This window comes from Microbacterium sp., from assembly GCF_047972865.1.
Taxonomy (GTDB): domain Bacteria; phylum Actinomycetota; class Actinomycetes; order Actinomycetales; family Microbacteriaceae; genus Microbacterium.
On sequence record NZ_JBKEAY010000037.1, the window covers coordinates 1 to 16,013 of the forward strand.

Sequence of the window (16,013 nt, forward strand, 5' to 3'; positions counted from 1 at the left end):
CTTCGTGTTCGGTGGCCTCACCGGCGTCATCCTCGCCTCGCCGCCGCTGACGTTCCACACCTCCGACTCGTACTTCGTCGTTGCGCACTTCCACTACGTCATCTTCGGGACGGTGACCTTCGCGATGTTCTCCGGCTTCTACTTCTGGTGGCCGAAGTGGACCGGGAAGATGCTCAATGAGCGTCTCGGTATGGTGCACTTCTGGATGCTCTTCGTCGGTTTCCACATGACCTTCCTCGTGCAGCACTGGTTGGGTGTAGACGGCATGGTGCGCCGCTACGCCGACTACTCGGCGGCAGACGGATGGACGTGGGGGAACCAACTCTCCACGGTCGGTGCGATCATCCTGGGTGCCTCCATGCTCCCGTTCTTCCTGAACGTCTGGCTCACGGCGCGCAACGCCCCGAAGGTGACCGTCAACGACCCCTGGGGCTACGGCGGTTCGCTGGAGTGGGCGACCTCCTGCCCGCCGCCGCGCCACAACTTCACTTCGATCCCGCGTATCCGCAGTGAGCGTCCCGCATTCGATCTCAACCATCCCGAAGCAGCCCCCGCGGTACCGGGTGAGCGAGTCATGGAAGGCGCATCCAAGTGAAGACGAACGTCAACCTCTGGTGGATCCTCACTGGCTTCTTCCTCCTGATGGCGGTCGTCTACACGTGGTGGAACATCATCGATCGGCCCGATTTGGCATGGCACACGGCAATCGAATGGGTCGGATCCGTCGCGCTCCTGTTCACGGCCGCGATGTCGGCGATGATCGCGTTCTACGTCGATCGTGTGCGCCGCGCGCAGGGCGGTGACCTGCCGGAGGACCGGTTGACCGCGGACATCGATGACGGCGATCCCGAGCTGGGCGAGTTCAGCCCGTGGTCCTGGTGGCCGCTCGTGCTGGCATTCTCGGCCGGACTGGCCATTCTCGGACTCGCCGTGGGGACGTTCCTGCTTCCGGTGGGAGTGGGCGTCTTCCTCGTCGCCATCGTCGGCTGGGTGTACGAGTACTATCGCGGGTACTTCGCCCGTTGACATGACCCTGTGCCTGGTCACCGGTATCAGTTCTGATGTCGGTTCGTATCGTCACGTCAACCAGGACGCGGCGTTCGCGGCGCCCTGGGGCGCTGGCGTGGCAGATGGTGTCGGAGGTGCCCCGGCGGGAGATGTCGCCGCCGTCGCGCTCATCCGCCGGCTGGCGGCGCGTGCACAGGAGTGCCGGGATGCGGACGACCTCGTCATGCGGGTGCAGGAGGCGAACCACGAGATCGCCCACTACGTCCAGCAGGATCCGTCGCGGGAGGGCATGTCGACGACGTTGACGGGACTGTGGGTCGACCACGCGGGGGGCTTGCTTCTGGCGCATACCGGCGACTCCCGCGCGTATGTCCTCCGTGAGGGGGAGTTCACCCGGCAGACCCGCGACGATTCGTTCGTGCAGGCCCTCGTCGACCACGGCATCGTGAGCGAAGCGGACGCCGCGACGCACCCGCGCCGCAACGTCATCACGGCGTCGCTCCGGGGCGATGCCCTCGACCGGGTGACCATCTCCGAGCCGGTGTGGCAGGCCGGCGACCGGTGGCTGTTGTGCAGTGACGGCGTGAGCGACTACGTTCCGCACGACCTGCTCGCCGAGACTGTCGCCCGTGCGCCCGACCCGCAGACCGCCGCCGAACGGGTGGTCGCGGTGGCACTCGAGGCAGCGACCCGCGACAACGCGACGGCCGTCGTGTGCGACCTCGTCGACGGGAGCCGTGACAGCCGGATGGGCCCGCCGGTGTTCGCGGGTGCCGCCGTCGTGCTCGGTGATCTCGACGGGCTCGCGTCGGCCTGATCAGTCGCGAACGACCATGACCAGCGGATCGAAGGTCCGCGGGAGGGGGCCGTCCTCGTTCTGGACCGGCTGGCCCTCCCGGACCCAGTACTCGTATCCGCCGATCATCTCCCGGACCTCGTAGCCGAGCTTTGCGAATTCCGCGGCGCCTTTCGCGCTGGCGTTGCACCCGGGACTCCAGCAGTACACGACGACGGGTACGGCGGTGTCGAGCTCGTGCGGGGCGCGCGTGGCGATCTCGGCGTAGGGCAGGTGCACCGCGCCGACGACGTGTCCCTGCGCCCATGCCTCGGCGCTGCTGACATCGACGATCACCTGCGAGTGGCCGGCGCGCTGCGCGGCGTAGGCGTCGCTGGGGTCGGTTTCGTGTGCGAGCTTGCCGGTGAAGTAGGCGAGGGCGTCAGTCATGCCTCGAGGCTACGGGAAAGCGAAAGCGGCGAGGAGGACCGTCACGGTCACACCTCGCCGCTTTCCTGCCAGCGGGCTCGAACGCCCTACTTCTTCTTCTTGGGCTTTTTGGGTTGGTCGTCGTCGGGGACGATGACATTCGAGGGACGGTTGGCCGTCTCGGAGACGTGGCCGTCGTCGATCGGGTGGTGCGGTGCGTCCGGAACCCCGGCGCGCTCGTGGGCACCCTGCAGCTCGGCGTCCTCCTCGGAGGCGATGTGCTCCAGCGTGTGGTGCTGGTGGTCGCGGGCCGCCTCGATCTCGTCCTGCGTCATCGGCGTCAGGCGATCCTCGAAGAACCAGCGCGACAGCGACGCCCGCAGGTTCTGGTGCCAGGGGATGCGTCCCTGATCGTTGGGGCGCACCACCAGCGGGGCGTTGGTCTCGGTGTCGATCAGCTTCACCAGCTCGTACTCGTCGACCGGCTGGTGCACTTCGATGTACTCACCGCCGGGGAGTCGCACAATGCGCCCGGACTCGTACCCGTGCAAAGCGATCTCACGGTCCTTCTTCTGCAGGGCGAGCGCGATGCGCTTGGTGACGAAGTACGCGAAGATCGGTCCGAGGATCAACAGCGCCTGCAGCGTGTGGATCACCCCTTCCATCGTCAGATGGAAGTGCGTGGCGATGATGTCGGACGACGCCGCCGCCCACAAGACCGCGTAGAAGACGACACCCGCCGCGCCGATGCCGGTGCGGGTCGCTGCGTTACGGGGACGCTGTGCGATGTGGTGCTCGCGCTTGTCGCCGGTGATCCACGCCTCAATGAAGGGGTAGAGCAGCACGAGCAGGATGAACACCACCAGGACGGCGACCGGAACGAGGATGCCGAGCGACCAGGTGCGGTCCCACAGCACGAACTCCCAGTTCGACGGCGCCAGACGCAGGGCGCCGTCGGCGAAGCCGATGTACCAGTCTGGCTGTGTTCCCGCCGACACCGGTGACGGGTCGTACGGGCCGTAGTTCCAGATCGGGTTGATGGTGAACAGCGAGGCGATCAGCACGATGACACCGAAGGTGACGAAGAAGAACCCGCCCATCTTCGACATGTACACCGGCATCATCGGGTAGCCCACGACGTTGTCGTTCGCGCGGCCCGGGCCGGCGAACTGCGTGTGCTTGTTGATGACCATCAGCATGAGGTGCACGACCAGCAGCGCGATGAGGATCGCCGGGAGCAGCAGGATGTGCAGGGTGTAGAGGCGCCCCACGATCTCGGTGCCGGGGAACTCGCCGCCGAACAGCAGGAACGAGGTCCAGGTGCCGATCAGGGGGATGCCCTTGACCATGCCGTCGATGATCCGCAGACCGTTGCCCGAGAGCAGGTCGTCCGGCAGGGAGTAGCCGGTGAAGCCCTCGGCCATGGCGAGGATGAACAGGATGAAGCCGATCACCCAGTTCAGTTCGCGGGGCTTGCGGAACGCGCCGGTGAAGAACACGCGCAGCATGTGGACGCCGATACCGGCGACGAACACGAGTGCGGCCCAGTGGTGGATCTGCCGGACCAGGAGGCCGCCGCGGATGTCGAACGAGATGCGGAGCGTGGACTCCAGCGCCGCCGACATCTCGACGCCGACCAGCGGGGTGTAGGCGCCGGCGTAGTGCGTCTCGACCATCGACGCCTGGAAGAAGAACGTGAGGAACGTGCCCGAGAGGAAGACGACCACGAAGCTCCACATGGCGATCTCGCCGAGCATGAACGACCAGTGGTCGGGGAAGATCTTCCGGCCCAGTTCTTTGACGAGGCCCGAGATGCTCGTGCGTTCGTCGATGTAGTTCGCGGCACCGGCCACGAACCGGCCGCCGAGGGGCTTGGTGTCCTGGGGGGTGGCGGTCTCAGTCGCGGTGCTCAATGGCGCTCCCAGAAGCTCGGGCCGACGGGTTCTTCGAAGTCGCTGCGTGCGACGAGGTAGCCTTCGGTGTCAACGGTGATCGGCAACTGCGGCAGCGGCCGTGCCGCCGGGCCGAAGATGACCTTGGCGCCCTCGGACACGTCGAACTGCGACTGGTGGCACGGGCACAGCAGGTGGTGCGTCTGCTGCTCGTACAGGGCCACGGGGCACCCGACGTGGGTGCAGACCTTGGAGTAGGCGACGATTCCGTTGTAGGACCACTCCTTACGCGCCTCGGTCTCGATGAGCTGCTCGGGCAGCAGGCGCATGAGAAGGACGATCGCCTTGGCCTTCTCCTCCAGGTAGCCGTCATGGTGGCTCAGGTCCTTGAGCGGCTCCGGGATGACGTGCACGGCAGAACCGAGGGTCAGATCCGCCGCTCGGATGGGCTCGCCACTCGGGTCGTGCGCGAGGCGCATGCCGGGCTCCCACATCGTGTGGCTGAGCCGCGCGACCGGGTCGCCGGCGATCGGGTGCGCCTCGTCGCTTTCCGGAGCGAGTCCACGGAACAGCGTGATGCCCGGCAGGATCGAGGCGACCAGCGCTGCGATCAGCGAGCCACGGATGGCCGTGCGGCGACCGAAACCCGACTCCTCGTTCGCGTCGCGGAGCCCCTGGACGGCGGCTTCGCGGGTGGTGTCCCGACCGCGCGTGGCATGCCGCGGCTCGATGAACTCCTTGTCGCTCATGATCGCCTTGGACCAGTGGATCGCCCCCACGCCCAACGCGAACAGAGCGAGCGCGATACCGAGCCCGATGAACAGGTTGTTGCTGCGGATGTCGACGATCTGGCCGCTCTCGATCGGGAACAGCATGTAGGCCGCGATTGCCCAGATGCTGCCCGCCAGAGAGACGTAGAAGAGCGTGTAGACGGTGCGCACCGCGCGCTTCATCGCGGCGGGGTCTTTGTCGGTGATCCGTTCCCGGTGGGGCGGAAGGCCCGGGTTGTCCACGGGGTCCGGGACGGCGACGGCGAGCCCGGGGGAGGGCTTCCATGAGGCCCTCTCGTGCTCGAGCGCGTCTTCCTGGTGTGCCATGGTTCTCCTTCTCAAGCCTGGGTGCGTCGGTGCGTGCGATCAGTTCGACTTCGCCGTGATCCACACGGTGAGGGCGATCAAGGAACCGATGCCGAAGATCCAGATGAACAGACCCTCGGAGACCGGTCCGAGCGAGCCGAGGTTGAACCCGCCGGCCGACTGGTTGTTCTGGATCCACACGAGCGACGCGATGATGTCGCGCTTCTCTTCCAACGTCAGTGTCATGTCGTTGAACACCGGCATGTTCTGCGGGCCGGTGACCATCGCGGCGTAGATGTGCAGCGGACTGGTCGCCGTCAGCGCCGGCGCGTACTTGCCCTCGGTGAGCGCGCCGCCAGCGGCGGCGACGTTGTGGCACATGGCGCAGTTGATGCGGAACAGCTCCGCGCCGTTGGCGACGTCGGCCCCTTCGCTGTCGAGCACCTCCGCGCTGGGGTACTCCGGGCCGGGGGACGTGGACTGCACCCACGCCGCGATCGCCTCGATCTGCTCCTGCGTGAACTGAGCCGGCTTCAGCGGCGCCTGGGGGCCCTGCATCGCCATCGGCATCCGTCCGGTGGCCATCTGGAACTCGACGGACAACTCGCCGACGCCGAACAGTGACGGTCCGTCGGCGGTTCCCTCGAGGTTGAGTCCGTGGCAGGTCGCGCAGTTGGCCTGGAAGAGCTTCTTACCGTCGTCGACGGTCAACGCGGTGGGAGCCGCCGACGCGGAGGTGTCGGTGGCGGCCATCGCCGCGGAAGCGCCCGCATACAGCCCGCCGGTGACGAGCAGTCCGACCCCGATGAGAGCGGCTGCCGCCCAGGTGCTGCGACGGCCGGTGCGGCGGCGCGCGGTCTTGGATGCCATGGAAATGCTCAGCTCCGCTCGGGTCACTTGATGAAGTAGATGACGAAGAACAGGACGATCCACACCACGTCGACGAAGTGCCAGTAGTAGGACACCACGATCGAGGACGTCATCTCCTTGCGTCCAAAGTTCTTGACGGCGTACGCGCGGCCGATCACCAGCAGGAAGGCGAGCAGACCGGCGCTCACGTGCAACGCGTGGAAGCCGGTGGTGAGGTAGAACGCCGACGCGTAGGAGTCCTCGGCGATCGGCATGCCCTCGGCGACGAGCGTCGCGTACTCCCAGACCTGACCCGACACGAAGACGGCACCCATCAGGAACGACAGCAGGAACCACTCGACCATGCCCCACTGGCGCACCTGCCACAACGAGCCCTTGCGGTAGGGCTGGAGGCGCTCGGCGGCGAACACGCCGGCCTGCGCGGTGAACGAGGAGAGCACCAGGATGACGGTGTTGATGGCGGCGAACGGAATGTTCAGCAACTCGGTGCGCGCCGCCCACAACTCCGGCGATGCGTTGCGGAGGGTGAAGTAGATGGCGAACAGACCGGCGAAGAACATGACCTCGCTGCCCAGCCACACGATCGTGCCGACGGCGACCGGGTCGGGTCGCTTGACCGACCGCATGGCCTGAGGATACGTCGCAGATGAAGTCGTCACGCACCCCATTATGGCGGATTTCGTCGCGCGGTTTTCGCATAGCTGAAGGCGATTCGTACCGAGACCGAGATGTGAGGGGGCTCAGGGCTTGCCGTGAAAGCGATCTGAGTCTCCCGATAGGATTTGAGGCATGGCGGAGATGTTCTCGTGGGCGGGCGTTCTGCAGCAGCTCCTCGATGGCCGTGACCTGAGCGTGTCGGAGTCGACGCGCGCGATGCGCAGCATCATGAGCGGTGAGGTCACCGACTCTCAGCTAGCGGGATTTCTCATCGCGCTTCGAGCGAAGGGCGAGTCGGTCGACGAGATCGTGGGCTTCCGTGACGCGATCCTGGAGTCGGCGGTCCCGTTGCCCGCCCCGCCGGGAGTCCTCGACATCGTCGGGACCGGCGGCGACCGATTCGGCACCGTGAACATCTCGTCGATGGCGTCGATCGTGGCGGCGGCCACTGGGGTGCCGGTCGTCAAGCACGGCAATCGAGCGGCCAGTTCGAAGTCGGGTTCTTCGGACGTACTGTCGGCTCTCGGTATCGACCTGACGCTGTCCGGTGACCGGGTGGCGGAGGTGCTCGACCGGGCCGGCATCACCTTCGCGTTCGCCTCGGCCTTCCACCCCGGGTTCCGCCACGCCGCCGCCGCACGGGCCGAGCTCGGCGTGCCCACGGTGTTCAACTTCCTCGGACCGTTGTGCAACCCGGCCCGCGCCGAGGCCAACGCCGTCGGTGTCGCGCACCTGGACCGGGTGCCGCTGATCACCGGCGTGTTCCGCACTCGCGGCGCGACCGCGCTGGTGTTCCGCGGCGACGACGGTCTGGACGAGCTCTCCACGACGGGACACAGCCACTTGTGGGAGGTGAGCCGGGGCGACATCCACGAACACGACATCGACCCGCGCGACCTCGGCATCCCGCACGCCGACATCGCGGACCTGCGCGGCGGGGATGCCGACCACAACGCCGCCGTCGTGCGGCGCGTGCTGGCGGGCGAGACCGGACCGGTGCGCGACATCGTGCTGCTCAACGCCGCGGCCGGCATCGTGGCCTACCGGCTCTTCCAGGACGGCGGTCAGATCACCCGCCCGGTGCTGGAACGGCTGGCGGAGGGCCTGACCGACGCGGCCGCTGCGATCGACAGCGGGGCGGGCGCGGCCAAGCTGGACGCGTGGGTGGCAGCCTCCACCGCAGCCTGACCGGACCCCATGCACCCCCGTGCCGCGCTGACCGAGATCGCCGAGCTGCTGGAACGGGAGCGGGCGTCGCGGTACCGGTCACAGGCGTTCCGTGCTGCCGCCCGGGCGATCGACGGGCTCGACGACGAACAGCTGCGCGACACGGACGCACTGCGACGCCGGAAGGGAATCGGAGCCGCCACGATCGCCGTCATCGAGCAGTCGCTGGCGGGACGGGTTCCCGATTACCTGCGGCAGTTGCGCGGCGCCTCCGAGCCGGTCGTCGCGTCGGCGCTGCGCGGCCTGTTGCGCGGTGATCTGCACGCGCACTCCGACTGGTCGGACGGGCTCACCCCGATCGATCAGATGGCGGATGCCGCGCGTGCCCTGGGGCACGAGTATCAGGCGATCACCGATCACTCGCCGCGGTTGCGGGTCGCGCGGGGCCTGTCCGCCGAGCGATTGCAGCAGCAGATCGACATCGTGCGCGGCATCCGAGACGAGGCCTTCACGCTTCTCACCGGGATCGAGGTCGACATCCTCGAGGATGGCGCGCTGGACCAGGAGGAGGGTCTGCTGGGCGAGCTGGACGTCGTGGTCGCGTCGGCACACTCGAAGCTGCGCATGGACAGAGCTCCGATGACCCGTCGCCTGGTCGCAGCGGTCTCGAACCCGCGCGTGGATGTGCTCGGGCACGTGACCGGCCGTCTGGTCGCGGGGGAACGGGGGACGCGGCCCCCTTCGACGTTCGATCCCGACGCCGTGTTCGACGCGTGCGCCGAGCACGGCGTCGCCGTCGAGGTCAACTCACGCCCGGAACGGCAGGACCCGCCCGACGACCTCATCGCGATCGCTCTGAACGCCGGATGCCTGTTCTCGATCGACTCGGACGCGCACGCGCCCGGACAGCTCAGCCTGCTCGACCACGGTGCCGCACGCGCCGAGGCGGCGGGCATCCCGCCGGAACGCATCGTGACGACGTGGCCGCTGGACCGCCTGCTCGCCTGGAGTCGCGGGTGAGCCGGCGCCGCGGTCGCGGCGCCGCATGAACGCGCGTCCGGGCGGGGTCAGGAGCGCGCGGCGAGGGCGTCGGCGGCGCGCGTGGCAGCGGAACCGAGCGACCAGGCCTCGGCCAGCGCCGCGACGGCACCGGCATCGGGCGTTGTGATCCGGCTGTCGAGCTCACCCAGATCGAGATCGCGCACGACCTCGACGACCCGGGGAGCGACGTCGAGATAGGCTCCGGCGGCACCGATCTTCGCGCGCACACCCGCCGACATGCCCTCGCCGGCCTCGGCCGCTGCGCGGATGCCGGCGAGGTCGCCGTGCGCGGCCAGCAGCGTCGCCGCAGTCTTCTCGCCGACCCCGCTGACGCCCGGCAGACCGTCGGACGGGTCGCCGCGGAGCACTGCGAAGTCCGCGTACTGCGCCGGAAGGATGCCGTATTTCGCGACGACCGCCTCGTCGGTGAGGACTTCGAGCTTGCTCATGCCGCGACCGGTATAGATGACGCGGATGCCGGCGGCGTCGTCGACGAGCTGGAAGAGGTCCCGGTCGCCGGTGACGACATCGACGTCGATGTCTGCCTGTGAGGCGAGGCTGGCGAGGATGTCGTCGGCCTCGTACTCCGGGAGCCCGACGATCGGGATGGCGAGGGTGTCGAGGGCCTCGCGGATCACGGGAATCTGCACCTGGAGCGGGTCGGGCACTTCCTCGACGTCGGCCCCGCCGGCGACGGCCTCGGCGACGCGGTGGGCCTTGTAGCTGGGGACGAGGTCGACGCGCCATTGCGGTCGCCAGTCGTCGTCCCAGCAGGCGACCAGATGCGTCGGCTCGAACAGCGGCACGAGTTTGGCAAGCATGTCGAGCAGGCCCCGCACCGCGTTGACCGGGCGGCCGTCGGGCGCGGTCACCGTGTCGGGTACGCCGTAGAAGGCCCGGAAGTACAGACCGGCGGTGTCCAAGAGCATGAGGCGATCCGTCACACCGATCATCCTGGCACGCACGCACGCACGCACGCACGCACGCCCGTCCGAACGCAGGCTGCAGCACAATGGTGCGGTGTCGTTCGGATCCGCTGCCGCACGTCGTGGCAGGCGCCCTCGGGCGGACGCGCCCTGTCCGTGCGGTTCCGGCGGCACGGTCGGGTCGTGCTGCGGGCCGGTCCTCGACGGGACCCCGGCCGCGACGGCGGAGCAGTTGATGCGGTCACGATTCACCGCATTCGCGCTCGGTGATCGCACCCACCTGGAGGCGACATGGCATCCTGCCACGCGTCCCGACGTCGTTCAGCTCGACCCGGACCTGAGGTGGCGGCGGCTCACGATCCACGGCGGGCACGGGGGAGGGCCCGGCGACCCCGACGCCCGCGTCGTGTTCACCGCGGACTGGGTGCACTGCGTCACGGGGCGGACCGGGGCACTGCACGAGGACAGCAGGTTCGTGCGTCGCGCGGGCCGCTGGTGGTACGTCGAGGCCGCCGCGGATCGCAGTGCGGGGACATCGCGCTGAGGCGGCAAGAACACACCGGTCGCGATCCGAACGCGCAGATCTCGGGCCGGAGCCCGCTCTGATACTCTGGAGTGTCACGCGTGGGGCGTTTTTGCCGTGCGCGCGCGACGAGCAACCAATCCAACCGCCTCGGTTCGAGGCTTCGTGACGTCTGCGGATGGATCGAGGCGAGAGCCGGTGCCTGACATCACACACCAACAAGGACAACCCACTACATGACTACCGCAACGACCGCCCCGGCCACCACGCAGGTCGCGATCAACGACATCGGATCTGCTGAGGACTTCCTGGCCGCGGTCGAAAAGACCCTCAAGTTCTTCAACGACGGAGACCTCATCGAAGGCACCGTGGTGAAGATCGACCGCGACGAGGTTCTCCTCGACGTCGGGTACAAGACCGAGGGTGTCATCCCCTCGCGTGAACTCTCCATCAAGCACGACGTCGACCCGAACGAGGTGGTCAAGGTCGGCGACGAGGTCGAAGCACTGGTTCTCCAGAAGGAGGACAAAGAAGGCCGGCTCATCCTCTCCAAGAAGCGCGCCCAGTACGAGCGCGCGTGGGGCGATGTGGAGAAGATCAAGGAGAACGACGGCGTCGTGACGGGCACCGTCATCGAGGTCGTCAAGGGTGGCCTCATCGTCGACATCGGGCTGCGCGGATTCCTGCCGGCATCCCTCATCGAGCTGCGTCGCGTGCGCGACCTCACCCCGTACCTCGGGCAGGAGCTGGAGGCGAAGATCCTCGAGCTCGACAAGAACCGCAACAACGTCGTTCTCTCGCGCCGTGCGCTGCTGGAGCAGACGCAGTCCGAGTCCCGTTCCAACTTCCTCAACAACCTGCACAAGGGACAGGTCCGCAAGGGCACCGTCAGCTCGATCGTCAACTTCGGTGCGTTCGTCGACCTCGGTGGCGTGGACGGCCTCGTGCACGTGTCCGAGCTCAGCTGGAAGCACATCGAGCACGCCTCCGAGGTCGTCGAGGTCGGCCAGGAGGTCACCGTCGAGATCCTCGAGGTCGACCTGGACCGCGAGCGGGTCTCGCTGTCGCTGAAGGCGACCCAGGAGGACCCGTGGCAGGTCTTCGCCCGCACGCACGCGATCGGCCAGGTCGCGCCGGGCAAGGTCACCAAGCTCGTTCCGTTCGGTGCGTTCGTGCGCGTCGCGGACGGCATCGAGGGCCTCGTGCACATCTCGGAGCTGTCGGCCAAGCACGTCGAGCTCGCCGAACAGGTCGTGTCGGTCGGTGAAGAGGTCTTCGTCAAGATCATCGACATCGACCTGGAGCGCCGCCGCATCTCGCTGTCGCTCAAGCAGGCCAACGAGTCGGTCGACCCCTACGGCACCGAGTTCGACCCGGCTCTGTACGGCATGGCCACCGAGTACGACGAGAAGGGCGAATACAAGTACCCCGAGGGCTTCGACCCGGAGACCAACCAGTGGAAGGAGGGCTTCGACGAGCAGCGGCTGGCCTGGGAGGCCGAGTACGCCGCAGCGCAGGCCCGCTGGGAAGCTCACAAGGCCCAGGTCGCCAAGGCGCTCGAAGCGGAGGCAGCCGCTCCCGCGGACCTCGGCGGGTCGTCGTTCGCGTCCGACGTTGCCGGTGGTACCGGAACGCTCGCCGACGACGAAGCGCTCGCCGCGCTGCGCGAGAAGCTGTCCGGCAACTGACCGACCTTTTCGGATCGACGGGGCCGTCACCTTCGGGTGGCGGCCCCGTCGCCTGTCGCTGGTGACCGGCGGCGCAACCTGTGGCACGCTGAATGTCATGCCCCTCGTTGCGCTCACCGGCGGCATCGCCTCCGGAAAATCCACGATCGCCCATCGGCTGGATGAGTACGGTGCCGTCGTCGTGGATGCCGATCAGATCGTGCGCGATCTGCAGTCGCCGGGGTCCTCGACGCTCGGCGAGATCGTCGCCGCCTTCGGCAACGAGGTCGTCCACGACGACGGCTCGCTGGACCGCGCGGCGCTGGGCGGCCTGGTCTTCGGCGATCCCGAACGACTCGCGCGGCTGAACGCGATCGTGCACCCGGCGGTGCGTGCGGAGTCACTGCGCCGGTTCGAGGCCGCCTTCGGGGCCGACCCGGGTGCGGTCGTCGTCTACGACGTGCCCCTGCTGGTGGAGGCCCGCCTGTCCGACCCGTGGGATCTCATCGTGGTCGCCGACGCGCCCGTCGATGTGCGTCGCCGGCGACTGGTGGAGCTGCGTGGCATGTCGGAGCAGGAGGCGGCGGCGAGGATCGCGTCGCAGGCCGAGGACCCCCGCCGCCTGGAGGTGGCCGACGTCGTCATCGACACGTCTGGGGACCTCGAGGAGACGTTCGCCCAGGTGGACGCGTTGTGGCGAAGACTGGTCTCAGGCAGATTCTGACGTCGCGGCCCGACGCGTGCGCGCGGCCCGACGCCGCCAGCGGATCAGCAAGACCGCGGCCGCCACGAGACCGATCAGCAGGATGCCGGCGACGATTGGCACGAGGATCGCACTCACCACGAGCGCGAAGGCGGACACGTCTTCGGCCATGCTCAATCCGGGCGCAGCCAGTCCCGCCGTCGCGAGGTTCGCGACCGGGCGCGCCGTCGCCTTGAGGGCATGCACGGCGAGGGCGAGCACGATACCGACGACGATCGGCACCCACGCGTTGTCGTCGAGGAGCGTCGACGGGTCGGTAACGGCCTCCGACGCCGCACCGGCGCCGAAGACGATCCCACCGGATGCGGGCCGGACCACGGTCTGGATGACGTCGTTGACCGAATCGACCGCCGGGATCTTGTCGGCCACGAACTCGACCACGAGCAGGATGCCCGTGATCCACAGTGCCACGTCGCTGGACAGCCACGCCCAGCCGGCGGGCAAGTCGATGACATCGAAGAACCGGTTTGCGATGCCCAGCAGAAACAGCGGCATCCAGGCGTTCAGGCCCGCTGCCGCTGCCAACCCCGATCCGACCAAGAACTCCATCGCGATCAGACTACGTGCTGCCGCCGTGTGTCGCTGAGCCGTGCGCGAACGCAGCCGCGATGTCGGCGGCCCCGCCTACGCTGGACACATGCAGACCACGCGATCCGTCCGGCCGTTCGAGGTCGTCAGCGAGTACGCACCCAGCGGCGACCAGCCGCAGGCGATCGCCGAGCTTGCGGCGCGCATCAACGCGGGTGAGACGGACGTGGTGCTGCTGGGTGCCACGGGCACGGGAAAGTCGGCGACGACGGCGTGGCTGGTCGAACAGGTGCAGCGGCCCACGCTCGTGCTGGCGCACAACAAGACCCTCGCGGCCCAGCTCGCGAACGAGTTCCGCGACCTCATGCCGCACAACGCGGTGGAGTACTTCGTCAGTTACTACGACTACTACCAGCCCGAGGCGTACGTGCCCCAGACGGACACGTTCATTGAGAAGGACTCGTCGATCAACGCCGAGGTCGAGCGGCTGCGGCACTCGACGACCAATTCGCTGCTGAGCCGACGCGACGTCGTCGTGGTCTCAACGGTGTCGTGCATCTACGGTCTGGGTGCGCCCGAGGAATACCTGCGGGCGATGGTCGCGTTGCAGGTGGGGGAGCGATACGACCGCGACGCCCTGATCCGCAAGTTCATCGCGATGCAGTACAACCGCAACGACGTCGACTTCTCGCGCGGCAATTTCCGGGTGCGCGGCGACACGATCGAGATCATTCCCGTGTACGAAGAGTTCGCGGTGCGCATCGAACTGTTCGGCGACGAGATCGAGGCGCTCTACATGCTGCATCCGCTCACCGGCGACGTGGTGCAGCGCCTCGACAGCGTCCCAATTTTCCCGGCATCCCACTACGTCGCCGGCACCGACACGGTCCAGCGCGCGATCGGGACGATCGAGACCGAGTTGGCCGAGCGGCTGGCAGAGCTGGAGGGGCAGGGCAAGCTGCTGGAGGCCCAGCGACTGCGCATGCGCACGACCTTCGATCTCGAGATGCTGCAGCAGCTCGGGTTCTGTTCGGGCATCGAGAACTACTCGCGGCACCTCGACGGTCGCCAGCCCGGCGAGCCTCCGCACACGCTGCTGGACTTCTTCCCCGACGACTTCCTGCTCGTCATTGACGAGTCCCATGTGACCGTGCCGCAAGTCGGCGCGATGTACGAAGGTGATGCCTCGCGCAAGCGCACCCTTGTCGATCACGGGTTCCGGCTGCCCAGTGCGCTGGACAACCGGCCGCTGCGGTTCGACGAGTTCAAGGCCCGCATCGGGCAGACCGTGTACCTGTCGGCGACCCCCGGCAGGTACGAGATGGGAATCGCCGACGGTGTCGTCGAGCAGATCATCCGCCCGACGGGTCTGGTCGACCCGCACATCGTCGTGAAGCCCTCGAAGGGGCAGATCGACGACCTCTTGGAGCAGATCCGGGTGCGCGTCGAACGCGACGAGCGGGTGCTGGTGACGACCCTGACGAAGAAGATGGCCGAGGAGCTCACCGATTTCCTCGGCGAGCACGGCGTACGGGTGCGGTATCTGCACTCTGACGTCGACACCCTGCGACGGGTGGAGCTGCTCACCGAACTGCGCTCGGGTGTGTACGACGTGCTCGTCGGCATCAACCTGCTGCGCGAGGGCCTGGACCTACCCGAGGTATCGCTGGTGGCGATCCTCGACGCCGACAAAGAGGGGTTCCTGCGGTCGGGCACCTCGCTCATCCAGACCATCGGGCGAGCCGCCCGCAACGTGTCGGGGGAAGTGCACATGTACGCCGATACCGTCACCGATTCCATGCGGTCGGCGATCGACGAGACCGAGCGCCGACGCGAGAAGCAGATCGCGTACAACCTCGAAAACGGCATCGACCCGCAGCCGCTGCGCAAGAAGATCGCCGACATCACCGACGCACTGGCGCGCGAGGCGAGCGACACCGCCGACTTGCTGTCGAAGAAGAACAAGAGCGGAAAGGGCAAGAGCCCGACGCCGCAGCTGCGGCGCGAGGGGATCGCGGCCGAGGGCGCCGCGCAGCTTGAGGCGACGATCGAGGACCTGTCCGCGCAGATGCTTTCCGCCGCGGCGGAGCTGAAGTTCGAGCTCGCCGCGCGGCTGCGCGACGAAGTGCAGGATCTGAAGAAGGAGCTGCGAGCGATGGAGCGTGCCGGGCACGCCTGAGTCCGCACTCCGGCGCAGTCCCGGATTTCTGCACATCTCCGGATGCGGGGGTGGGGTGTCGTGCGGAGTTGTGCAGACTTGCGGGATTGTGCCGGCGCGCTTGAGCTCGCACGCCTGCGCAGTCGCGGACATCTGCATATCTCCGGATGCGGGGGTGGGGTGTCGTGCGGAGTTGTGCAGATTTGCGGGATTGTGCAGTTCTGCGGGTGTGTGCCGGCGCGCGTGAGCTCGCACGCCTGCGCAGTCGCGGATCTCTGCGTTTCTCCGGATGCGGGGGTGGGGTGTCGTGCGGAGTTGTGCAGATTTGCGGAGTTGTGCAGTTCTGCGGGTGTGTGCGGGGTGCGTGTGAGTCCGCGCGCTTGCGCAGTCGCGGGGATCTTGTCGTCCGTCACGTTAGATGACGATGGTGGCGGCATCTCTGGTGACGATGTTCGGGTGTGGGAACGCCCCGTCGGGGTGGTTCCGGCGGGGCGGTGGTCGTCATCAAGACGTGCTGATCGTCATTGGTGACG

General features: G+C 67.7%; 16 protein-coding genes. 9 read left to right on the plus strand and 7 right to left on the minus strand.

The features are described 5' to 3' along the window. From ACK5KK_RS01975 to ACK5KK_RS01985, 3 genes are all read left to right on the plus strand, one after another. On the plus strand, positions 1 to 595 hold a 595-nt coding region (locus ACK5KK_RS01975), incomplete at its 5' end, for a cytochrome c oxidase subunit I (RefSeq protein ID WP_416888413.1). Then, a complete protein-coding gene (locus ACK5KK_RS01980; RefSeq protein WP_416888414.1) occupies positions 592 to 1,026 on the plus strand; it encodes a cytochrome c oxidase subunit 4 in 435 nt (144 codons plus the stop codon). The genes ACK5KK_RS01975 and ACK5KK_RS01980, both read left to right, overlap by 4 nt. 1 nt (position 1,027) lies before the next feature. Next, positions 1,028 to 1,825 carry a PP2C family protein-serine/threonine phosphatase gene (locus ACK5KK_RS01985; protein ID WP_416888415.1) on the plus strand — a complete coding sequence of 266 codons (798 nt, stop codon included), beginning with the start codon at positions 1,028 to 1,030 and terminating at the stop codon, positions 1,823 to 1,825. Here the strand turns inward: ACK5KK_RS01985 and ACK5KK_RS01990 are convergent, their stop codons facing one another. The 5 genes from ACK5KK_RS01990 to ACK5KK_RS02010 all read right to left on the minus strand — a co-directional run bounded on the left by ACK5KK_RS01990 (position 1,826) and on the right by ACK5KK_RS02010 (position 6,718). Then, complete coding sequence (locus ACK5KK_RS01990; protein WP_416888416.1) at positions 1,826 to 2,233, minus strand: rhodanese-like domain-containing protein; 408 nt, start codon at positions 2,231 to 2,233, stop codon at positions 1,826 to 1,828. It abuts the gene before it with no gap. Between the two features lie 86 nt (positions 2,234 to 2,319). Next, positions 2,320 to 4,125, minus strand: coding sequence for a cytochrome b (locus ACK5KK_RS01995; RefSeq protein WP_416888417.1), 1,806 nt, complete (start codon positions 4,123 to 4,125; stop codon positions 2,320 to 2,322). After that, the gene (locus ACK5KK_RS02000; RefSeq protein WP_416888418.1) at positions 4,122 to 5,201 is read right to left on the minus strand and encodes a Rieske 2Fe-2S domain-containing protein; all 1,080 of its coding nucleotides are present in this window, start codon (positions 5,199 to 5,201) and stop codon (positions 4,122 to 4,124) included. Before ACK5KK_RS02000 ends, ACK5KK_RS01995 begins: the two co-directional genes overlap by 4 nt. Positions 5,202 to 5,240: 39 nt before the next feature. Continuing rightward, complete coding sequence (locus ACK5KK_RS02005; protein WP_416888419.1) at positions 5,241 to 6,050, minus strand: c-type cytochrome; 810 nt, start codon at positions 6,048 to 6,050, stop codon at positions 5,241 to 5,243. A 23-nt stretch (positions 6,051 to 6,073) separates the two neighbouring features. After that, positions 6,074 to 6,718 (minus strand): cytochrome c oxidase subunit 3, encoded by a 645-nt coding sequence (locus ACK5KK_RS02010; RefSeq protein WP_416888420.1) that lies wholly within the window; start codon positions 6,716 to 6,718, stop codon positions 6,074 to 6,076. A gap of 121 nt (positions 6,719 to 6,839) precedes the next feature. Between ACK5KK_RS02010 and trpD the strand changes: the two genes are divergently transcribed. Further along, on the plus strand, positions 6,840 to 7,895 hold the full coding sequence (gene trpD / locus ACK5KK_RS02015) for an anthranilate phosphoribosyltransferase (protein ID WP_416888421.1): 1,056 nt from the start codon (positions 6,840 to 6,842) through the stop codon (positions 7,893 to 7,895). A 9-nt stretch (positions 7,896 to 7,904) separates the two neighbouring features. Further along, positions 7,905 to 8,894: a PHP domain-containing protein gene (locus ACK5KK_RS02020; RefSeq protein WP_416888422.1), complete on the plus strand. Its 990-nt coding sequence runs from the start codon at positions 7,905 to 7,907 to the stop codon at positions 8,892 to 8,894. Between the two features lie 47 nt (positions 8,895 to 8,941). On the opposite strand, the gene ACK5KK_RS02025 is transcribed toward ACK5KK_RS02020, so the two are convergent. Beyond that, the gene (locus ACK5KK_RS02025; RefSeq protein WP_416888423.1) at positions 8,942 to 9,859 is read right to left on the minus strand and encodes a 5'-3' exonuclease; all 918 of its coding nucleotides are present in this window, start codon (positions 9,857 to 9,859) and stop codon (positions 8,942 to 8,944) included. On the opposite strand from ACK5KK_RS02025, the gene ACK5KK_RS02030 reads away from it, so the two are divergent. The 3 genes from ACK5KK_RS02030 (at position 9,843) to coaE (ending at position 12,755) form a co-directional block, all read left to right on the plus strand. Next, complete coding sequence (locus tag ACK5KK_RS02030; protein WP_416888424.1) at positions 9,843 to 10,385, plus strand: YchJ family protein; 543 nt, start codon at positions 9,843 to 9,845, stop codon at positions 10,383 to 10,385. The genes ACK5KK_RS02025 and ACK5KK_RS02030 overlap by 17 nt on opposite strands. A 215-nt stretch (positions 10,386 to 10,600) precedes the next feature. Beyond that, positions 10,601 to 12,052, plus strand: coding sequence for a 30S ribosomal protein S1 (rpsA, locus tag ACK5KK_RS02035; RefSeq protein ID WP_416888425.1), 1,452 nt, complete (start codon positions 10,601 to 10,603; stop codon positions 12,050 to 12,052). Positions 12,053 to 12,149: 97 nt separating this feature from the next. Further along, on the plus strand, positions 12,150 to 12,755 hold the full coding sequence (gene coaE / locus ACK5KK_RS02040; protein ID WP_416888426.1) for a dephospho-CoA kinase: 606 nt from the start codon (positions 12,150 to 12,152) through the stop codon (positions 12,753 to 12,755). Here coaE and ACK5KK_RS02045 read toward each other — a convergent pair. Then, the gene (locus ACK5KK_RS02045) at positions 12,741 to 13,343 is read right to left on the minus strand and encodes a DUF4126 domain-containing protein (protein WP_416888427.1); all 603 of its coding nucleotides are present in this window, start codon (positions 13,341 to 13,343) and stop codon (positions 12,741 to 12,743) included. The two genes, coaE and ACK5KK_RS02045, sit on opposite strands and share 15 nt — an antisense overlap. A gap of 88 nt (positions 13,344 to 13,431) precedes the next feature. Here ACK5KK_RS02045 and uvrB point away from each other — a divergent pair, with 88 nt between their 5' ends. Continuing rightward, complete coding sequence (gene uvrB, locus ACK5KK_RS02050; RefSeq protein ID WP_416888428.1) at positions 13,432 to 15,501, plus strand: excinuclease ABC subunit UvrB; 2,070 nt, start codon at positions 13,432 to 13,434, stop codon at positions 15,499 to 15,501. Positions 15,502 to 16,013: the final 512 nt, after the last annotated feature.